Consider the following 20,033-nt stretch of genomic DNA (forward strand, 5'->3'; position numbering starts at 1 on the left):
CGCCGGTGATGAAAAAACAGCCTGTTCTGGTAGACAGGGCTTTTTTACCGTTTTTCTGCTGGCAACAATTGGATTATTAATCGTTTTTGTCTAGAGTGGGCGGAAATTATCACGCAGCGTGATGACGCGTTGCGAATCAATTCACCCGTGCAGAAGGACGCTTTCTCAGGCATGAACCGCAGACGTTTTCTTAAATCTTCCATGGCTGTTGCCGCCGTATGCGGAACGTCAGGAGTCGCTTCCTTATTCAGTCAGGCCGCGTTTGCTGAAGACGCGGGCATTGCCGACGGGCAGACACGCCGTTTTGATTATGCCGTGCTGCAGGCGATGGCTCACGATCTGGCGCGCCAGCCGTGGGGCGGCGCCCCGCGCGATCTGCCGCCGACGCTGGCCAATCTCACCCCGCAGGCTTATAACAGCATCCAGTATGACGCCAACCACTCGCTGTGGAACAATATTGAAGAACGCAAACTGGATATCCAGTTTTTCCACGTCGGGATGGGGTTCCGTCGCCGCGTGCGCATGTTCTCTTTAGACGCCGCCACCCAGCAGGCGCGCGAGATCCACTTCCGTCCGGAGCTGTTCAAGTACAATGACGCCGGGGTGGATACCCGCCAGCTGGAAGGGCAGTCCGACCTCGGCTTCGCCGGGTTCCGGGTATTTAAAGCGCCTGAGCTGGCGCGCCGGGATATCGTGGCGTTTCTCGGCGCCAGCTATTTCCGCGCGGTAGACAGCACCTACCAGTATGGCCTCTCGGCCCGTGGGCTGGCGGTGGATACCTTTACCGATACCCCGGAAGAGTTCCCCGATTTCACCTCTTTCTGGTTCGAAACGGTCAAAGGAGACGCCACGGTATTTACCGTTTACGCTCTGCTGGACAGCCCGAGCATCACTGGCGCCTACAAGTTCACCATCCACTGCCAGGATACCCAGGTCATTATGGACGTGGAGAACCATCTCTACGCCCGCAAGGATATCAAACAGCTGGGTATCGCGCCGATGACCAGCATGTTCAGCTGCGGCAACAACGAGCGTCGGATGTGCGATACCATCCACCCGCAGATCCACGACTCCGATCGGCTGTCGATGTGGCTGGGCAACGGCGAATGGGTCTGCCGGCCGCTGAACAACCCGCAGAAGCTGCAGTTCAACGCCTTCCAGGACAAGAACCCGCGCGGTTTTGGTCTGCTGCAGCTGGACCGCGATTTCTCCCACTACCAGGACGTGATGGGCTGGTATAACAAGCGTCCCAGCCTGTGGGTGGAGCCGCGTAACCAGTGGGGCAAAGGGGCGGTCAGCCTGATGGAGATCCCGACCACCGGTGAAACGCTGGATAACATCGTCTGCTTCTGGCAGCCGGAAAAGGCGGTGAAGGCGGGCGACCAACTGGACTTCCGCTACCGTCTCTACTGGAGCGCGCAGCCGCCGGTGAGCACCCCGCTGGCGCGTGTGCTCGCCACCCGCACCGGGATGGGGGGCTTTCCGGAGGGATGGGCGCCGGGGGAACACTACCCGGACAAGTGGGCGCGTCGTTTTGCCATCGACTTTGTCGGCGGCGATCTGAAAGCGGCCGCGCCGCGCGGTATTGAACCGGTGATCACCCTCTCCAGCGGCGAAGCGAAGCAGATTGAGATCCTCTACGTCGAGCCGTTCGATGGCTACCGGATCCTCTTCGACTGGTATCCGACCTCCGACTCGACCGACCCGGTGGAGATGCGTCTGTTCCTGCGCTGTCAGGGAGAAGCCATCAGCGAAACCTGGCTCTATCAGTACTTCCCGCCGGCGCCGGATAAACGTAACTACGTCGACGACCGGATCATGAAATAACCCCGTGACAGCCGTGGCCCCCAGGCACCCCCTGCGGGCCCGTAGAGAGCCCCATGACCACAGACATTCCAGCAGTACCTGAGTCGATCCCGGTGACCGAGGGACTGACGCTTACCGCCATTGATGAGCGTTACGTCAGCGACCTGCACCAGCTGGTGGTGAAAAACCAGCGCTGGCTACAGCAGTCGCTTAGCTGGGCCGGAGAGGTGCGCAGCGAAGAGGAGACCCGCCGCCATGTGCAGGGTAACGTGATGCTGCACCAGCGGGATTACGCCAAAATGTTTTTGCTGTTTCTCGATAAGCGGCCGATTGGCGTTCTGTCGTTCAACCAGATCGAGCCGCAGAATAAGACGGCCTATATTGGCTATTGGATCGATGAAGATTGCCAGGGGCAGGGGTATCTGTCCCGTTCCCTGCAGGCCTTTATCCACTATTATGCACGCAGCGGGCTGGTGCGCCGGTTTGTAATCAAATGTCGGGTGGCGAATACCCGTAGCAACCAGGTGGCGTTACGTAACGGGTTTGTTCTGGAAGGCTGTCTCCGGCAGGCCGAGTATCTGAACGGCAGCTATGACGATCAGAATATCTACGCCCGCATTATTGACCGCGACGAGGCGCTACAGGGCGCCTAACAGCGGCGTTCGGGTGATCTGCTGCTGGCCGTCGAGGGTCTTCGGGCCGCGCAGGTGAATGGCTTCTCCTTCCCGCGCGGCGATCTGCACCTCGTCCCCAAGCGTGACCTGGTGCTCAACGATCACATCGCCGACGATGACAGCCCGACCCTGGATCAGCACGTCGTCGTCAAGCAGAATCGGTCCACCGCGCAGCTGCGCCTCGCCGCCCACCATCGCCCGGTGCTTTAGCAGACAGTTACCTTCAATCACCGCATTCTCCGCAACCTGGGAACTGTAGCGCACAGTGGGAATGGCATCCTCGCCGCGACCCGCGATCAGACGGGCATGCCCGTAAATCCGCGCGTTATCGCACACCCAAACGTCATTCTCCTCGTTTCCCTCAAGCCTGGCGTGGTCAAAGACTTCCGCCCGATGTTCGACAAAAGCGTGCTCAACGTAGGCCTCGCCATAGATCTGCGCCTGATGGAGAATGCGCGACGCGCTGACGGTGGCTCGCTGATAAATCTGCAGCACTTTGTCGCGGTCGGCGGTCAGCCCGCGGGCGGCAATCACCTGACAGTGGGGCAGAAGACGCGCCTCGTCGGCGAGGCGACAGTCACCGCGCACCGTACTCAGGCTAATCGTGACGTTGTCACCAATCTGCGCGTGATGGCTGATCTGCGAGGCGTGAATGGATGCCCGTCCGCTGATGATAGCCCCATGGCTGACCTCGCAGGGGCCATGGAGTCGGGCATCGTCGAGGATGCGCGCCCCGGCGAAGACCACGCTGTTGGCATCGTAGATCCAGCACTCTCCCTGCTGGCTGAGAGCGCTTTCCTCCTCCACCCAGCCGCCTTCGCTGCCCGCTTTGACGTCAGCGAAATCGATAAGCGCCACGATCTGGCGCAGGATGACGCACTGCTTGCCATCCTCTGCCTGGTAACAATACTGCCGGGTCTGTTCGCTGAGACGGTATTTACGCATTCCCGATCCTCATTACTTATGGTTAACATAAACATAGCAAAGATCGCCGTAGCGCGTGGGATAAGGTTCCTTTAGAATGCAACTTCAAATTAAATTGATATCATCAATAAAATGAACAAAACGCATACGTCGCGGCAGGTGCTGAACCTGCCGGCGGGTTACTTTGGCATGGTGCTCGGCACCATCGGGATGGGCTTTGCCTGGCGTTACGCCAGCATCCTCTGGCCGGTCAGCCGCAGCATTGGTGATGGGCTGGTGACGCTGGCGATGGCGATGTGGGTCCTGCTCAGCATGGCGTTTATCAGCCGGGCGATCCGCTTTCCGGCGAGTGTGCTGCAGGAGATGCGACATCCGGTCAGCAGCAGCTTCGTCAGCCTGTTTCCCGCCACCACGTTGCTGGTATCGATTGGTCTGGTACCCTGGTGCCGGCCGCTGGCCATCGGGCTGTTTGTGCCGGGCGTGGCGCTGCAGCTCGCCTATGCCGCCTGGCAAAGCGGCGGCCTGTGGCGGGGAAACCATCCTCGCGAGGCCACCACGCCGGGGCTGTATCTGCCCACGGTGGCGAATAATTTTATCAGCGCGATGGCCTGCGGCGCGCTGGGGTTTACCGACGCCGGACTGGTGTTCCTTGGCGCCGGGGTCTTCTCCTGGCTGAGCCTTGAGCCGGCTATCCTCCATAGGCTGCGCAGCGCAGGCGAACTGCCGACCGCGCTGCGCACGTCGTTGGGGATCCAGCTGGCGCCTGCGCTGGTGGCCTGCAGCGCCTGGCTCAGCGTCAACGGCGGGGAGGCTGATATCTTTGCTAAGCTGCTGTTTGGCTACGGTCTGCTACAGCTGTTGTTTATGCTGCGTCTGATGCCCTGGTATCTTCGCCAGCCGTTCAATGCTTCTTTCTGGAGCTTCTCGTTCGGTATTTCCGCACTGGCCACTACCGGCCTGCATCTGGGCCAGGCTAAGGCGGACGGCTTTTTTCATCATCTGGCGCTGCCGCTCTTTATTTTTAGCAATCTGGTCATCGGCCTGCTGCTGCTGCGCACAGGGCTGCTGTTGGTTAGCGGGAAACTGTTGCTACAGGTCGACCGGGAAACACTCCTGAATAAGAAGGAAGGATCATGACAACGCGTGACGCGGACTATTTTAGTGAAAAATATGGCCTGACCCGCACCCACTCCGAGGTGCTGCATGCCGCGACGATGGTGCCGCCGGGGCGGGCGCTGGATCTGGGCTGCGGCAACGGACGTAACAGCCTTTATCTGGCGGCGAACGGCTTCACGGTGACGGCGTGGGATAAAAATGCGATGAGCATCAATAATCTGGAGACTATTCGCGCCGCCGAAGGGCTGGATAATCTGCAGACCGCGGTGAAAGACCTCAACAGCCTGACCTTTGACGGCGAGTATGATCTGATCCTCTCCACCGTGGTGATGATGTTTCTTGAGGCCGGCGCTATCCCGGGACTCATCGCCAATATGCAGCGTTGCACCGCCGCCGGGGGCTATAACCTGATTGTCGCGGCGATGGACACCGAGGACTATCCCTGCACCGTCGGCTTCCCGTTTGCTTTTAAACCCGATGAACTTCGGGAGTACTACCGGGGCTGGGAATTACTGAAATACAATGAGGACGTCGGTGAGCTGCATCGGACCGACGCCAGCGGCAACCGGATCAAACTGCGCTTCGCCACGCTGCTGGCGCGCAATCCCGCATAATCCTCAGCGGCGCGTGAAATGGCTGAAATTGACCGCGCCGCCTTGCGCTAATACCCATCGGATAAAGACGCGCGAAAAGCCTCGCTGAACAGAGGGTTAAAGGCGACCTGTTCATCTATTAAGTGATTATTTAATAACGTAATGTTGATCCCATCAATATTTGTATATCTTCCTTGACGAAGCCCTCATTTTGTCACAAAACTACTGGGTCTTATCTGCTATAACGTCTGCCGAAAAAACTGCATTTACAGGGATCTCTTTATGCGTACTCGCGTGTTATTTAAAGTCGCCGCTCTGGCGGGGATGTTAGCGTTGACGGGCTGTGCGTCCAAACTGGCGCAGCCGAATCAGTATTCGGGCTTTTTAAAAGATTATTCCAACCTGAAAGAAGCCACCACGGCCTCCGGCAAGTCGGAGCTGCGCTGGATCGACCCAAACTACAATCCGGCTAATTACGATAATGTCGTCTACCATCCAGTAACGTACTATCCGGTACCGAAGCCGACGACCCAGGTCGGTGAAAAGGCGTTGCAGGATATTCTTAATTACACCAATAAACAGCTCAAACAGGCCATTTCCGAGCGTAAACCGCTGGCTACCACCGCCGGTAAGCGTAGCCTTATTTTCCGCGGGGCGATCACCGGGGTGGACTCCAGCAAAGAAGGGCTGCAGTTCTATGAAGTGGTTCCGGTCGCGATGATTGTTGCCGGTACTCAGGCCGCCACCGGGCATCGTACGATGGACACCGACCTCTATTTTGAAGCCGAACTGATTGACGCCAGCACCAACAAGCCGGTGATCAAAGTGGTTCGTAAAGGGGAAGGAAAAACCCTGGCCAATGAAAACACGCCGCTGACCATCGAAACCATGAAGCAGGTGATCGATGATATGGCGGTCGACGCCGTCAAATTCGACCCTTCCCAGCGGTAATCTCGCCAGCGCCGTCTGTCGACGGCGCTGTTTTATCTTCCGCCGTTTCAGGCCAGCTTTCGGCGCAGCAGCAGCTGTTCCGGTTTGGCAAACATCACCAGATTACCCAACAGGATCAGCGCCAGTCCGATAACGGCGTTGCTGTGCCATACATAGCCTTCATAGACGGTGGAGATGGACAGGGCGACCAGCGGAAACAGCAGCGTACTGTAGGCGGCTTTGCTGGCGCCGATGCGTCCCACAAGGGTGAAATAGGCGCCGAAGGCGACAACTGAGCCGAACAGCGCCAGGTAAAGCAGGGCGCCAAGATAGCTGACGGTCCACTCCGGCATAAAATTATCCCCGCGGAGGAGTGCGATGGCGCCCATCACCAGCGTGCCGTACAGCATCGCCCAGCTGTTGGTGGTCAGCGTCTCCAGCCCCCGCCGCTGGTGACGAATACTGAACATATTGCCCAGCGAAAAGCCGTAAGTGCCCAGCGCGCTCAGACCGATCCCCCACAGTAGCGAAGCGTTCAGCCCGTTGGCCAGCAGGTCATCCCAGAACAGGGTGACGATACCGGCCAGACCGAGCGCGGCGGCAGCCCAGAAGCGTCCCGGCGGCTGCTGACGGAAGAAAAGAAAGCTGTTGATGGCGTTAAACAGCACCGCCATGGAAAAGATCACCGATTCCAGACCGGTGTTGATCCAGGCGGCGGCGGTATAAAAGCACCAGAAATTGAAGCAGAAGACGCAGCAGCCCTGCAGCAGGCAGCAGAGATGGTCCTTCGCGCCCAGCGGCCGCAGACGTCGCGTGACGAGCAGAATCGCCAGCATCGTGACGCTGGCCACGGCGAAACGCCAGAAAATCGATACCGGCGCCGCCACCGGCCCCTGCTGTAAAAAAATCGCAATCCACGTCGTTCCCCAGATAACGACAACGAGTGCATAAAGTAATGCGTTCACCCTGATTCTCCTCTGCCTGTTGAAGGGAGGAGTATGCCGCCTGCCGCAACCTGCGGCTTTCACCCGCTTGTTGTCGGCTTGCAAATTCTTGCGCTTATTTGTCTTTCGCCGGCGGTGAGGACTGGAAACCGCGTCGCAGTATCCCTAGACTAGAGTTTTTCCAGACAGGACAGATGCGTGAAGGCGATGGGTTACGGGACGTTTGAAACATTACGGCGACAGAACGCGGTGCTGAAGGGCACCGTGGAGCTGAATTCCGGTATTCAACTGGCCGCCTGGTATAACAACTGCGATACCGTAACGGTACGCAGCGATCATCATACCTTAAGCCTGTACGTCGCCGATGGTTATGAAAGCTATCAAAAGACGCCGCACGGCTGGAAGAATGGCGGCGGCCCGGATCGCTTTTGCCTGATGCCGAAAGGCGATGAAAGCGTCTGGGATATCCGCGGCGATCTGTCGTTTGTCCATCTCTATTGTACCGATGCGCATCTGCGCCGCGTCGGGGAGGAGGTGTGGGATCGCAGCCCGGCGAACTTCACCCTGCAGGAGAAAACCTTCGCCAGCGATGACAAAATCACCACCGTGTATCGTCAGTTTTTGCTGGCTAATGACTGGCGACAGCCGGCGAACCAGCTGACCCTTAGCGCCGCCAGCAGTTTATTGCTTACCCATCTGATCCAGCACTATTCCACCGTGCAGTGGCGTTTGCCGTCGGTCACCGGGGGACTGGCGCCAGGGGTGAAGCGTCACGTGCTGGCCTGGATCGACGCTCACCTCGATCAGCCATTGACCCTGGCCGACCTGGCGCAGCAGGCGGGATTGAGTGAATTTCATTTTGCCCGTATGTTCCGCCAGTCGCTGAATATGGCTCCGCATCAATATGTGATGCAGCAGCGAATGGCGAAGGCGCAAAACCTGATCTGCCACAGCGCGCTGCCGCTCACCGAGATCGCTCTGGCCTGCGGTTTCAGCTCCGCCAGCCATTTCAGCCATCGGGTCAAAGCCGCCACCGGCCTGACGCCGTCCCAGCTACGGGCGGCGCAGCGCGGATAGCACGCCGTAGCTCACTCCGCCGAGCACCACGCCCCAGAATGCCGAGCCAATTCCCGCCAGCGTCACGCCGCTGGCGGTGATCAGAAAGGTCAGCACCGCCGCGTCGCGCTCACTGGCCTGATGTACCGCCTGAAACAGACTACCGCCGATGGTGCCGAGCAACGCCAGGCCGGCCAGCATCTGGATCCACGCTGGCGGCAGGGCCGACATCAGCGCGGTGATCGATCCCCCGAACAGACCGGCCAGCAGATAAAAACCGCCTGCGGCCATGGCCGCCAGCCAACGCTGCTGCGGATCCGGGTGCGCCTCCGGGCTCTGGCAGATGGCGGCGGTGATCGCCGCAATACAGATGGAGTAGACCCCAAACGGCGCCAGCAGTAGCGCCAGCCCCCCGCAGACAACGATCAGCGCGGAGACCGGTACGGCATAGCCTGATGCCTGCAGGGTAGCGAATCCGGGCGCGTTCTGTGAGGCCATGGTCACGAGGAAGAACGGCAGGCCGACGCTGAGCAGCAGCGCCGGGGTAAACTGTGGGGCGATCCATTCCGGCGCCACAAACGCAAGCGGCACAGCGGCGCTGGCCACCTCCCCGGAGGCCGCGGCAATCAGCGCCCCGGCAACCAGCGCGGCGACCACGGCGAAGCGGGGCCACAGCGCCTTACACAGAAGCCAGGCGGCGAGCATGCCGCCGCACAGCAGCAGATGATCCTGGAAGCCGGCGAAGGCCTGCAAACCGAAACGCAGCAGAATGCCGGCCAGCATCGCGGCGGCCAGCGAATGGGGAATGATTTTCATCAGCCGGGCAAACAGGCCGGTAACGCCGCAGAGGACGATCAGCGCATTGGCGAAGATAAATACCCCCACCGCCTCAGGGAGGGTCACCCCCTGCAGCCCGCTGACCAGCAGGGCGGCGCCCGGCGTTGACCAGGCGGTGAGCACCGGCACTTTTCGCCAACCGCTCAGCGCGAGGGTGCTGACGCCCATGGCGAGGCCCAGGGCCGTCATCCAGCCGGCGATCTGCCCGGGCGTGGCGCCGGCGGCAGCGGCAGCCTGCCAGATGATGGCGGCAGAGCTGGCGTAGCCCACCAGCACGGCGACGAAGCCGGCGAACAGGGTGGGAAGCGGAACGGTAAACGAGCGCATAGTTTTCTCTTGTGCGTTATAACGTCCGAATACTCTATCATTGTGCGTTTTAGCGCACAAGGTTCCTGCGTGGTGAGGGCTGCGCACCGAGGCTCTTGTCGCAAACGGCCCGCGATGCCGCTAATCGCCCTGTTGAATCAGGCAAATGGAGGTATACTCTGGGCTGAAAAATCAGGAGGTAGGATGAATATTGCGCAACATCTGGCGGCCACCCTCAAAAATCTGCGTCAGCAGCGCGGCTGGAGCCTGTCGCGTCTGGCGGAAGAGACCGGGGTGTCGAAAGCCATGCTCGGGCAGATTGAGCGGAATGAATCGAGTCCGACGGTCGCGACGCTGTGGAAGATTGCCACCGGGCTGAACGTGCCGTTTTCGGCGTTTATCGTTCCGGATGACGGCGCGGCGCCCTCCGCGTTTGACCCGCAGCAGCAGGCGATGGTGGTGACCCCGGTCTTCCCGTGGGACCCGGAGTTGCGCTTTGATCATTTCTCGATAACCCTTGCTCCCGGGGCGCTGAGCGAATCGACGCCGCATGAGCAAGGGGTGATTGAGCATGTTGTCGTGATTAGCGGTACCCTGGATCTCTGCTTACAGGGGGAGTGGCACTCGCTGCAGGCGGGTGAGGGTCGGCGCTTCGCCGGCGATGCGGCGCATGCCTACCGGAACAGCGGCGCCCAGGCGGCTCATTTCCATTCGCTTATCCACTATCCAAAAGAAAAAACCGCGGGCGAACCCGCGGCCAGACAAGATGACTGATGATAACCACTCACAACGTGACGAGGAAAATCCGGAATACGTGATGACAGTACTCTGTCCGGTGATTTGAGGGAAATATCTTTTCCTTCAATACTTTGCTGAAAACTGAAAATTCGTCGTCCCGCGACGGCGGAAAAGGTTTTCGTCTGCGCCCGGTTCTGACTACAATAGCCGCCATTTCGACCCCCTTATACTGGATAACAACACGCGTATGCGCCTGCACAATCATCGTCTTGAACTTCTTAGTCCTGCCCGCGACGCCGGTATCGCTCGCGAAGCGATCCTTCACGGCGCCGATGCCGTTTATATCGGTGGACCTGGCTTTGGCGCCCGCCACAACGCCAGCAACAGCCTGAGCGACATCGCCGGTCTGGTGCCTTTCGCCCATCGCTTTGGCGCCAAGGTCTTTGTGACGCTGAACACCATTCTGCATGACGATGAGCTGGAGCCGGCGCAGCGGCTGATTACCGACCTTTACGACGCGGGCGTCGATGCGCTGATTGTCCAGGATATGGGGATCATGGAGCTGGACCTGCCGCCGATCGAGCTGCACGCCAGCACCCAGTGCGACATCCGCAGTGTGGAGAAAGCAAAGTTTCTCTCAGACGCCGGTTTCAGCCAGATCGTGCTGGCGCGCGAGCTGAACCTCAGTCAAATCAAAGCCATCTACGATAATACTGACGCCACCATCGAATTCTTTATCCATGGCGCGCTGTGCGTGGCCTATTCCGGCCAGTGCTACATTTCCCACGCCCAGACCGGACGCAGCGCCAACCGCGGCGACTGCTCGCAGGCCTGCCGCCTGCCGTATACCCTGAAGGACGATCAGGGGCGAGTGGTGGCCTATGAAAAACATCTCCTGTCGATGAAAGACAACGACCAGACCGCCAACCTGGCGGCGCTGATCGATGCCGGGGTGCGCTCCTTCAAAATCGAAGGCCGTTACAAAGACATGAGCTACGTGAAAAACATCACCGCTCACTACCGCCAGATGCTGGACGCCATTATTGAAGACCGCGGCGATCTCGCGCGCGCCTCGGCAGGGCGCACCGAGCATTTCTTTATCCCGTCCACCGATAAAACCTTCCACCGCGGCAGCACCGATTACTTCGTTAATGCCCGTAAAGGCGATATCGGCGCCTTTGATTCGCCAAAATTTATCGGACTGCCGGTGGGCGAAGTGCTGAAGGTGGGTAAAGACCATCTCGACGTTGAGGTCAGCGAACCGTTAACCAACGGCGATGGCCTTAACGTGATGATTAAGCGTGAAGTGGTGGGCTTCCGCGCCAATACCGTGGAAAAAACCGGCGAAAATCGCTATCGGGTGTGGCCGAACGAGATGCCTGCGGATCTGCACAAAGTGCGCCCGCATCAGGCGCTCAACCGCAACCTTGATCACAACTGGCAGCAGGCGCTGCTGAAGACCTCCAGCGAACGCCGCATCGCCGTAGACGTCACCCTAAGCGGCTGGCAGGAGCAGCTGGTTCTCACCATGACCTGTGAAGATGGCGTCAGCGTGACCCACACCCTTGACGGGGAGTTCGCCGAAGCTAACCAGGCGGAGAAAGCGCTGGCTAACCTGCGTGACGGTGTCACAAAACTGGGGCAAACCATTTACTATGCGCGCGAGGTGCAGGTCAATCTGCCGCCGCTGTTTGTGCCCAACAGCCTGCTCAACCAGCTGCGGCGTGAAACGGCCGAAATGCTGGATGACGCGCGGCTCAATGCCTGGCAGCGCGGTACCCGTAAGCCGGTCTCTGTGCCGCCGCCGGTCTACCCTGAGACCCATCTCTCCTTCCTCGCCAACGTCTATAACCACAAGGCGCGGGCGTTCTACCAGCGCTATGGCGTGCAGCTGATTGACGCCGCCTATGAAGCGCACGAAGAGAAGGGCGATGTGCCGGTGATGATCACTAAACATTGTCTGCGCTTTGCCTTCAACCTCTGTCCGAAACAGGCGAAAGGCTCCATCAAGAGCTGGAAAGCCACGCCGATGCAGCTGATCCATGGCGATGAAGTGCTGACCCTGAAGTTTGACTGCCGTCCGTGCGAAATGCACGTGGTCGGCAAGATCAAAAACCATATCCTCAAAATGCCGCACCCGGGTAGCATCGTGGCCTCCGTTAGCCCGGACGAGTTGATGAAGACCCTGCCGAAGCGCAAAGGGGCCTGATCCGCGGCGACGCTACTGGCTGTGTGATGCCCGCGGTTTGCGGGCGTCCTGCCAGCGGTGATGCTCGCGCAGGTCGGCGGCGTTCTCTTCGCACCGGCTGCGAAGCTCATCGCTATCCGCCTCGTGCAGCAGCTGCTGCTCGAGGCTCTGTACCGGAAAGTAATCGTGCCCCTGACGGTGGGCCAGCAGATGCCCGGAAAAAAGCGCGCACAGCAACAGCAGGGCGCTCATGCTTCTCCTCAACATACCTTTTCTCTGTGAATCAATGGCGTGGGCTTACTATGCCAGGCGCTGTGCAGGTTTTTTTCCCGGTTTATCAAAGAAGGGCAAGGGTTTGTCAATGTCTGCTGAAAGAGGGTGAAAAAAGCCTGGCGCAGAAGGCCAGGCGTGAGGGATTACGCTTTTGGCGGCAGTGGTTTCCCGCTGTGCTCACCGCCTTTTGGCGGCTGCTTACCACCATGCTGCGGTTGTTTGCCGTCTCGTTGCGGCTGCTTGCCGTTGTGTTGCGCTTGCTTACCGTCGTGCTGGCCGTTTTTCGCCGCCGATTTACCCTGATGCTGCGCGCTTTTTTCTGGCGGCGGCGGTGGGTTGTCGGCAGCGAAAGCCCATGACGATATTCCCAGCGTCATCGCGGCAGACAGTAAAGCTAACTTCTTCATAGCAATATCCTTTCTTCTGATGTGTCCGCGTATTTCAGCAGGTAAAAGTGAAGACAAGATGGAGAACTCCGGATCCCGATTTCTCTGCATCCTGGTTCAAACTTTAAGACCTGCGGCGGTCATCAGCAGGCGAAACAGCAGGCTGATGGCGGCCAGCGTCAGCACGCTGCCTCCCCACAGCGCGATCAGCCACAGCAGACGTTTCGACCAGACGGTTTTCATCAATGATAACCCTCCCCTGGCTGGACTTTGCCGCGGAACACGTAATAGCTCCAGCAGGTATAGCCAAGAATAACCGGAATAATCAGCAGCGCGCCCACCAGCATAAAGCCCTGGCTTTGCGGCGGGGCGGCGGCCTGCCACAAGGTAATCGATGGCGGAATAATATGCGGCCAGATGCTGATCCCCAGGCCGCTAAAGCCGAGAAACACCAGGCCCAGCGTTAGGGTGAAAGGCGAGACATGGCGGTCATGCAGAGGCAGTGTGCGCCACAGCCAGGCGCTAATCAGGAGCACCAGCAGAGGCACCGGCAGCAGGAAATAGAGATTCGGCAGGCTGAACCAGCGGGCGGCGATCGCCGGGTGCGCCAGCGGCGTCCACAGGCTGATGACGGCAAACACCGCCAGCAGGGCAACCAGCAACTGTCGCGACGCGCTGCGCATCCGCTGCTGCAGCGCGCCTTCGCTCTTCATCACCAGCCAGGTAGCGCCGAGCAGCGCATAGGCCACGCACAGCCCGACTCCGCAAAACAGGCTAAACGGGGTCAGCCAGTCAAACATGCCGCCGCTGAAGGCGCGACCGCTGACGGTAAATCCGTCGATCACCGCTCCGACCACCACGCCCTGGCTGAAGGTCGCCAGCAGGGAACCGCCAAAGAAGGCGCGGTCCCAGAATGGCCGGTGCGACGGCGTGGCCTGGAAACGAAATTCAAAGGCCACGCCGCGAAAGATCAGGCCGATCAGCATCAGGGTCAGGGGGATCGACAGGGCGTCGATTATCACCGCGTAGGCGAGGGGAAAGGCGCCAAACAGACCGGCGCCGCCCAGCACCAGCCAGGTCTCATTGCCATCCCATACCGGGGCGACGCTGTTCACCATCACGTCGCGCTCAGTGCTCCCCCGGACCGTGCCGAACAGCATGCCAATGCCCAGATCAAAGCCGTCCATGACGATGTACATCAGCGTGGCAAAGACGATAATCACGAACCAGATCACCGATAATTCGATACCCATTAGCGGGACTCCTTCTGCAGATAACCTTCAGTAGCGGCGGACAGCGGGCGGGCTGGCGTACCGGTTGTCGCGGGTTGCACCTCCTGCGGCCCCTTGCGGATCAGGCGCAGCATGTAGCTGTAGCCGACCCCGAAGACGGCGCTGTAAACCACAATAAAGGTCAACAAACTGACCGACATATGCAGATCGCCGTGGGCGGAAACCGCCTCGGCGGTGCGCTGAACGCCATACACCACCCATGGCTGGCGGCCCACTTCGGTAGTCACCCAGCCGGCGAGAATGGCAATCAGTCCTGAGGGGCCCATCCACAGGGCAAAGCGCAGAAACGGCCGCGAGTGGTACAGCCGGTCGCCGCGGCGCAGCCACAGGGCAAGCGCCCCGAGCAGCAACATCAGCATGCCGAGACCAGCCATCAGGCGAAATGACCAGAACACCACGGTGGAGTTTGGCCGATCCTCAGGGGCGAACTCCTTCAGCGCCGGCACCTGTTTATCCAGGCTGTGGGTGAGGATCAGACTGCCCAGCGCCGGGATCTCAAGCCCGTAGCGGGTGCGCTCCTGTTCCATATCTGGCCAGCCAAACAATAATAACGGCGTCGGCTCGCCGGGCGGGTTTTCCCAGTGGCCCTCAATGGCGGCGATTTTTGCCGGCTGGTGTTTCAGGGTGTTCAGGCCATGCATATCGCCGATCAGCGCCTGGACCGGCGCGACCAGCAGCGTCATCCATAGCGCCATGGAGAACATCTTGCGGATCGCTGGCGACTGATTGCCGCGCAGCAGATGCCAGGCCGCCGAGGCGCCGACGAACAGCGCGCTGCTGAGAAATGCCGCCACCGTCATGTGCAGCAAGCGGTAGGGGAACGACGGGTTAAAGATCACCGCCAGCCAGTCGACGGGCACCACCTGGCCATCGACGATCTCAAACCCCTGCGGGGTCTGCATCCAGCTGTTGGAAGCGAGGATCCAGAAGGTCGAGATGATAGTCCCCAGCGCCACCATGCAGGTGGCGAAAAAGTGCAGCCCCGGCCCCACGCGGTTCCAGCCGAAGAGCATGACCCCGAGAAAACCGGCTTCCAGAAAGAACGCCGTCAGGACTTCATAGGTCAGCAGGGGGCCGGTGATGCTGCCCGCGAACTGCGAAAAACCGCTCCAGTTAGTGCCGAACTGATAGGCCATCACCAGCCCGGACACCACTCCCATACCGAAGTTGACGGCGAAGATCTTCGACCAGAAATGGTACAGCGAGCGCCAGGTGGGATTTTTGCTTTTCAGCCACAGGCCTTCGAGAACCGCCAGGTAGCTTGCCAGGCCAATGGTGATGGCGGGAAAGATAATATGAAACGAGACCGTAAAGGCGAATTGAATTCGCGCCAGATGGAATGCATCAAGACCGAACATGCAGGACTCCACAACAAAATTGATTCAGCGCAATTTTAGGTAGGGTGGCGGCAAGGGGGCAGAGGCAGTCGGTTCATTTTTTATCATAACAGTTGGCGGCTGTTATGATCTTTTTGCCTGTCTCCGGGGACCGCCAACATGGAAATCCCCCAGGGGAACAGCGTCATTTTTAACGCTGAAAGCAAAGCCAGATTGTTGGCCAGGAAAATATTAATAATCTATTTCACTGTATTATCGTAGTCTTACGGATCAGCTTAGACCTGTAGCTGCGCGGGAAAGCGCGGTCGTTTAATTTTTGCGATCAATATCCTCTGATTACGACAGATATAGCATTTTATTATCTGTTCTTTATTAATGAATTTAAAGTCTGCACACGTTTGTTAGTATGAGAATCAGTAAAAAGGATGAGTCAGTTAATTATGAATTAAATAATTTTAAATTGTCGTATTTAGCCGTGCTTTGTATTTTATTCTCAGGATATCAATAAAAGGGAATGGTCATGTCAGAAAAAGGATTACATAGCTTATGTATTACCATCGTTATCATGTTCATTTTTTGGTTATGCATCATATCGTTTTTTTGGACAATTTTCTCGTGAACCTTTCCTGCGGGCGTTCTGTGTGACCTGGTTGCGCTGTTTTACATAACAGTTACTTAAAAGTGTTAATTTATAACAACTGATATATGATAAAGGGAGGTTGCAGCAAGGAAAGGGTGACAATGAAAAAGTATCAACAGCTGGCGCAGCAGCTGACCGACCAGATCGCGCTTGGCGTCTGGTTGCCGGGCGATCGGCTCCCCTCGCTGCGCGAGCAGGTGGTCAGCAGCGGCATGAGCTTTATGACCGTCAGCCATGCCTATCAGCTACTGGAAAGCCAGGGGCGCATCGTCGCCCGACCGCAGTCGGGATATTACGTCGCCCCCCAGCCGGTGAAGCTTCGTCAGCCGGCGCCGCCTGCTCAGGTGACCCGCGATGAAGCGGTCGATATCAATACTTACATCTTTGAGGTGCTCCAGGCCAGCCGCCAGGCGTCAATGCTGCCCTTTGCCTCGGCCTTCCCGGACCCGCGTCTCTTCCCACTCCAGCAGCTTAACCGTTCGCTGGCGCAGGTGAGTAAAACCGCCACCGCCATGAGCGTGATTGAGAACCTGCCGCCGGGCAACGCGGAGCTACGGCACGCCATTGCCCGGCGCTATGCCCTGCAGGGGATGAACGTCTCGCCCGACGAGATCGTCATTACCGCCGGAGCGCTGGAGGCGCTAAACCTCAGCCTGCAGGCGGTGACCGAGCCCGGCGACTGGGTGGTGGTGGAGAATCCCTGTTTCTACGGAGCCCTGCAGGCGCTGGAGAGGCTGCGTCTGAAGGCGCTGTCGGTGGCCACCGACGTCAAAGAGGGCATTGACCTGACGGCGCTGGAGGCGGCCCTGCAAAACTATCCGGTCAAGGCCTGCTGGCTGATGACCAACGGCCAGAACCCGCTCGGCTTCACCCTCAGCGCCGAAAAAAAAGCAGCGCTGGTGGCGCTGCTGGCGCGCTATGACGTGATGCTGATTGAAGATGATGTTTACAGCGAGCTCTACTTTGGCCGCGAGAAGCCGTTGCCGGCGAAGTTCTGGGATCAACAGGATATGACGCTGCACTGCAGTTCGTTTTCAAAATGTCTGGTGCCCGGCTTTCGCATCGGCTGGGTGGCGGCCGGGAAACAGGCGCGGCGGATCCAGCAGCTGCAGCTGATGAGTACGCTCTCCACCAGCTCGCCGATGCAGTTAGCCCTGGTGGATTACCTGTCGACCAAACGCTATGACGCCCATCTGCGCCGTCTCCGTCGCCAGCTGGCGGAACGTAAACAGCAGGCCTGGCAGGCGCTGCTGCGCCATCTGCCGCCGGAGGTCACTATCCATCACAGCGACAGCGGCTATTTTCTGTGGATCGAACTACCGGAAGGGGCCGACGCCAGCGTGCTGAGCGCCAGGGCGCTGGCGTCGCACATCAGCATCGCCCCGGGAAAAATGTTCTCCACCTCCGCCAGCTGGACCTCGTTTTTCCGCTTTAATACCGCCTGGGGCTGGGGAGAACGCGAAGAGCAGGGGGTGAAGCGCCTGGGCGAGCTAATTCGTGAGCAGCTTTCCTGATCGCTTTGACTATTTTTCGCCGCGATAAACAATCGCTAAAAATAAACGAAGATGGATTTTTATCGAGGCCGGTCATTATTTTACCGGCGCTCACCATAGGAAATACGCATACCCCTCCTTTTTCTCTAACTCGTTGTCTATAATCCATAAAGTCAGTCTTGTGTTGGCGATTTTTGCGTAATGCGTCCCGGGTCACAACCTGAATAAATTCCCCCGAGGGCGTTAATCCGCTGACTACCCTTATTTCAGGAGATATTTTTACGGCACGGCTGCCGCTAATTCCCTTGTGACAGGAGTAACACCTGATGAGCAAAAAATTGGCCCGTTGCAGCCTTTATGTGCTGGGGATGGCCTGCCTGACCGTCCAGGCGGCTGAGCCACTCACCTCGCTGGATAAACCGGAAGGGCGGCTGGATATTATTGCCTGGCCGGGGTATATCGAACGCGGTCAGACCGACAAGCAGTACGACTGGGTCAGCCAGTTTGAAAAGGAGACCGGCTGTCAGGTTAATGTGAAAACTGCCGCCACCTCTGACGAAATGGTTAGCCTGATGGCCAAGGGCGGCTACGATCTGGTGACTGCCTCGGGCGATGCTTCTCTGCGTCTGATCATGGGCAAACGCGTTCAACCGATTAACACAGCGCTGATTGCCGGGTGGCACACTCTCGACCCGCGCATTGCGCAAGGGGCATGGTTTAACGTCGGGGGCAAAGTTTACGGCACGCCGTATCAGTGGGGACCGAATCTGCTGATGTACAACACCCGCGTATTCCCGACGCCGCCGGACAGCTGGAGCGTGGTCTTCGTGAAGCAGGATCTTCCGGATGGCAAAACCAATCAAGGGCGGGTGCAGGCCTATGATGGCCCGATCTATATCGCCGACGCTGCGCTGTTTGTCAAAGCCACCCAACCGCAGCTGGGGATCGAAGATCCCTATCAACTGACCGAAACCCAGTACAACGCGGTGCTGAAGGTGCTGCGTGACCAGCAACCGCTGATCCACCGCTACTGGCATGACGCCACCGTGCAGATGAACGACTTCAAAAACGAAGGGGTGGCCGCCTCCAGCTCGTGGCCCTATCAGGCCAACGGCCTGAAGGCGGAAGGCCAGCCTGTCGCTACCGTATTTCCGAAGGAGGGGGTGACCGGCTGGGCGGATACCACCATGCTGCACAGCGAGGCGAAGCACCCGGTCTGCGCTTATAAATGGATGAACTGGTCGCTCACGCCGAAGGTGCAGGGCGATGTAGCGGCCTGGTTCGGCTCGCTACCGGTGGTGCCTGAGGGCTGTAAAGCCAGCGCGCTGCTCGGAGAGAAGGGCTGTGAGACCAACGGCTATGACCAGTTTGCCCGCATCCACTTCTGGAAAACGCCGGTTGCCGAGGGGGGGAAATACGTTCCCTACAGCCGCTGGACGCAGGACTACATTGCGATAATGGGCGGCCGCTAAGGATCGGAGGCAAACAATGACGTACGCGGTCGAGTTTCAGAATGTATCGCGCCTGTATGGCGATGTGCGGGCGGTGGACGGGGTCAGCATTGGTATCCGCGACGGCGAGTTTTTCTCCATGCTGGGACCTTCGGGCTCGGGGAAAACCACCTGCCTGCGGCTGATTGCCGGTTTTGAGCAGCTCTCCGGCGGCACCATCCGGATCTTCGGTCAGCCGGCCAGCGAGCTGCCGCCCTGGCAGCGGGACGTCAATACCGTGTTCCAGGACTATGCGCTGTTTCCCCATATGTCGATCCTCGACAATGTCGCTTACGGCCTGATGGTCAAAGGCGTGGCGAAGAAAGCGCGCCATGCCCGCGCCCAGGAGGCGCTGGAGAAGGTGGCCCTCGGTTTTGCGCACCATCGCAAGCCCTCCCAGCTCTCTGGCGGTCAGCGGCAGCGGGTCGCCATCGCCCGTGCGCTGGTGAACCAGCCGCGGGTGCTGCTGCTCGACGAGCCGCTGGGCGCCCTGGATTTAAAGCTGCGCGAGCAGATGCAGGTGGAGCTGAAAAAGCTGCAGCAGTCGCTGGGGATCACCTTCATCTTCGTCACTCACGACCAGAGCGAAGCGCTGTCGATGTCCGATCGCGTGGCGGTGTTTAACAACGGGCGCATTGAGCAGGTGGATGCCCCGCAGGATCTTTATCTGCATCCGAAGACTGCCTTTGTCGCCGGTTTTGTCGGCACCGCCAACGTCTTTGAGGCCGAGGCGGCCCGGCGGCTATGCGGCCTGGCGGGCTGCTGGTCGCTGCGCCCGGAACATGTTCGCCTGCAGGGCGGCGGCGAAGTGCAGGTGCAGGGCGTGGTGCAGGCGGTACAGTATCAGGGGGCGGCAACGCGGATCGAGCTCCGGCTGGCGGATGGCGACAAGCTGCTGGTCAGCCAGGCCAATATCGACGGCGCGGCGGCGAGCGTTCCGCGAACCGGGCAAACGGTGCAGGCGTCATGGTCGCGCGCGGCGATGACCCCGCTGGAAAGCGGAGGCTGAC

At 59.2% G+C, this 20,033-nt stretch carries 20 protein-coding genes; 11 read left to right on the plus strand and 9 right to left on the minus strand.

The features are described 5' to 3' along the window. Positions 1-171 precede the first annotated feature (171 nt). Positions 172-1,827: a glucan biosynthesis protein D gene (locus tag L2I46_RS02405; protein WP_236947518.1), complete on the plus strand. Its 1,656-nt coding sequence runs from the start codon at positions 172-174 to the stop codon at positions 1,825-1,827. A 53-nt stretch (positions 1,828-1,880) separates the two neighbouring features. Further along, positions 1,881-2,459: a 50S ribosomal protein L7/L12-serine acetyltransferase gene (gene rimL / locus L2I46_RS02410; RefSeq protein WP_032453097.1), complete on the plus strand. Its 579-nt coding sequence runs from the start codon at positions 1,881-1,883 to the stop codon at positions 2,457-2,459. Here the strand turns inward: rimL and ydcK are convergent. After that, on the minus strand, positions 2,445-3,425 hold the full coding sequence (ydcK, locus tag L2I46_RS02415; RefSeq protein ID WP_032453096.1) for a YdcK family protein: 981 nt from the start codon (positions 3,423-3,425) through the stop codon (positions 2,445-2,447). The genes rimL and ydcK overlap by 15 nt on opposite strands. 111 nt (positions 3,426-3,536) lie before the next feature. On the opposite strand from ydcK, the gene tehA reads away from it, so the two are divergent. From tehA to L2I46_RS02430, 3 genes are all read left to right on the plus strand, one after another. After that, positions 3,537-4,541 (plus strand): dicarboxylate transporter/tellurite-resistance protein TehA, encoded by a 1,005-nt coding sequence (gene tehA, locus L2I46_RS02420; protein WP_032453095.1) that lies wholly within the window; start codon positions 3,537-3,539, stop codon positions 4,539-4,541. Then, positions 4,538-5,134: a tellurite resistance methyltransferase TehB gene (gene tehB / locus L2I46_RS02425; protein ID WP_032453094.1), complete on the plus strand. Its 597-nt coding sequence runs from the start codon at positions 4,538-4,540 to the stop codon at positions 5,132-5,134. Before tehA ends, tehB begins: the two co-directional genes overlap by 4 nt. A gap of 261 nt (positions 5,135-5,395) precedes the next feature. Continuing rightward, on the plus strand, positions 5,396-6,064 hold the full coding sequence (locus L2I46_RS02430; RefSeq protein ID WP_004202796.1) for a DUF3313 domain-containing protein: 669 nt from the start codon (positions 5,396-5,398) through the stop codon (positions 6,062-6,064). Between the two features lie 47 nt (positions 6,065-6,111). Here the strand turns inward: L2I46_RS02430 and L2I46_RS02435 are convergent, their stop codons facing one another. Beyond that, positions 6,112-7,008, minus strand: coding sequence for a DMT family transporter (locus L2I46_RS02435; protein WP_023289904.1), 897 nt, complete (start codon positions 7,006-7,008; stop codon positions 6,112-6,114). Positions 7,009-7,194: 186 nt separating this feature from the next. Here L2I46_RS02435 and L2I46_RS02440 point away from each other — a divergent pair, with 186 nt between their 5' ends. Further along, on the plus strand, positions 7,195-8,064 hold the full coding sequence (locus tag L2I46_RS02440; RefSeq protein ID WP_032453100.1) for an AraC family transcriptional regulator: 870 nt from the start codon (positions 7,195-7,197) through the stop codon (positions 8,062-8,064). Here the strand turns inward: L2I46_RS02440 and L2I46_RS02445 are convergent. Next, entirely contained in the window at positions 8,041-9,207 is a 1,167-nt protein-coding gene (locus L2I46_RS02445) for a benzoate/H(+) symporter BenE family transporter (protein WP_032453093.1), read from the minus strand. The genes L2I46_RS02440 and L2I46_RS02445 overlap by 24 nt on opposite strands. A 183-nt stretch (positions 9,208-9,390) precedes the next feature. On the opposite strand from L2I46_RS02445, the gene L2I46_RS02450 reads away from it, so the two are divergent. Next, on the plus strand, positions 9,391-9,960 hold the full coding sequence (locus L2I46_RS02450; RefSeq protein ID WP_023289901.1) for a helix-turn-helix domain-containing protein: 570 nt from the start codon (positions 9,391-9,393) through the stop codon (positions 9,958-9,960). A gap of 10 nt (positions 9,961-9,970) precedes the next feature. Here the strand turns inward: L2I46_RS02450 and L2I46_RS02455 are convergent, their stop codons facing one another. Further along, positions 9,971-10,138, minus strand: coding sequence for a hypothetical protein (locus L2I46_RS02455; RefSeq protein ID WP_032429169.1), 168 nt, complete (start codon positions 10,136-10,138; stop codon positions 9,971-9,973). Between the two features lie 33 nt (positions 10,139-10,171). Between L2I46_RS02455 and L2I46_RS02460 the strand changes: the two genes are divergently transcribed. Beyond that, a complete protein-coding gene (locus tag L2I46_RS02460) occupies positions 10,172-12,133 on the plus strand; it encodes a peptidase U32 family protein (RefSeq protein ID WP_032453092.1) in 1,962 nt (653 codons plus the stop codon). Positions 12,134-12,145: 12 nt separating this feature from the next. On the opposite strand, the gene L2I46_RS02465 is transcribed toward L2I46_RS02460, so the two are convergent. From L2I46_RS02465 to L2I46_RS02485, 5 genes are all read right to left on the minus strand, one after another. After that, positions 12,146-12,379 (minus strand): DUF2554 family protein, encoded by a 234-nt coding sequence (locus tag L2I46_RS02465; protein ID WP_032428865.1) that lies wholly within the window; start codon positions 12,377-12,379, stop codon positions 12,146-12,148. A gap of 149 nt (positions 12,380-12,528) precedes the next feature. Beyond that, on the minus strand, positions 12,529-12,792 hold the full coding sequence (locus tag L2I46_RS02470) for a hypothetical protein (RefSeq protein WP_032453091.1): 264 nt from the start codon (positions 12,790-12,792) through the stop codon (positions 12,529-12,531). A gap of 96 nt (positions 12,793-12,888) precedes the next feature. Continuing rightward, on the minus strand, positions 12,889-13,014 hold the full coding sequence (locus L2I46_RS02475; RefSeq protein WP_004202785.1) for a DUF2474 domain-containing protein: 126 nt from the start codon (positions 13,012-13,014) through the stop codon (positions 12,889-12,891). Beyond that, a complete protein-coding gene (gene cydB, locus L2I46_RS02480; RefSeq protein ID WP_032453090.1) occupies positions 13,014-14,024 on the minus strand; it encodes a cytochrome d ubiquinol oxidase subunit II in 1,011 nt (336 codons plus the stop codon). The genes L2I46_RS02475 and cydB overlap by 1 nt, the downstream gene beginning before the upstream one ends. Beyond that, positions 14,024-15,421, minus strand: a complete 1,398-nt coding sequence (locus L2I46_RS02485) for a cytochrome ubiquinol oxidase subunit I (RefSeq protein WP_004202782.1) — start codon at positions 15,419-15,421, stop codon at positions 14,024-14,026. Before L2I46_RS02485 ends, cydB begins: the two co-directional genes overlap by 1 nt. A gap of 720 nt (positions 15,422-16,141) precedes the next feature. Between L2I46_RS02485 and L2I46_RS02490 the strand changes: the two genes are divergently transcribed. From L2I46_RS02490 to L2I46_RS02500, 3 genes are all read left to right on the plus strand, one after another. After that, positions 16,142-17,554: an aminotransferase-like domain-containing protein gene (locus tag L2I46_RS02490; RefSeq protein ID WP_032453089.1), complete on the plus strand. Its 1,413-nt coding sequence runs from the start codon at positions 16,142-16,144 to the stop codon at positions 17,552-17,554. A 305-nt stretch (positions 17,555-17,859) separates the two neighbouring features. Beyond that, positions 17,860-19,005, plus strand: coding sequence for a putative ABC transporter substrate-binding protein YdcS (gene ydcS, locus L2I46_RS02495; RefSeq protein ID WP_023289895.1), 1,146 nt, complete (start codon positions 17,860-17,862; stop codon positions 19,003-19,005). A gap of 16 nt (positions 19,006-19,021) precedes the next feature. Next, entirely contained in the window at positions 19,022-20,032 is a 1,011-nt protein-coding gene (locus L2I46_RS02500) for an ABC transporter ATP-binding protein (RefSeq protein WP_032453087.1), read from the plus strand. The last annotated feature ends 1 nt before the right edge of the window (position 20,033 follow it).

It is taken from the genome of Klebsiella sp. 2019SCSN059, assembly GCF_021739525.1.
GTDB classification, from domain to species: Bacteria; Pseudomonadota; Gammaproteobacteria; order Enterobacterales; family Enterobacteriaceae; genus Klebsiella; species Klebsiella quasipneumoniae.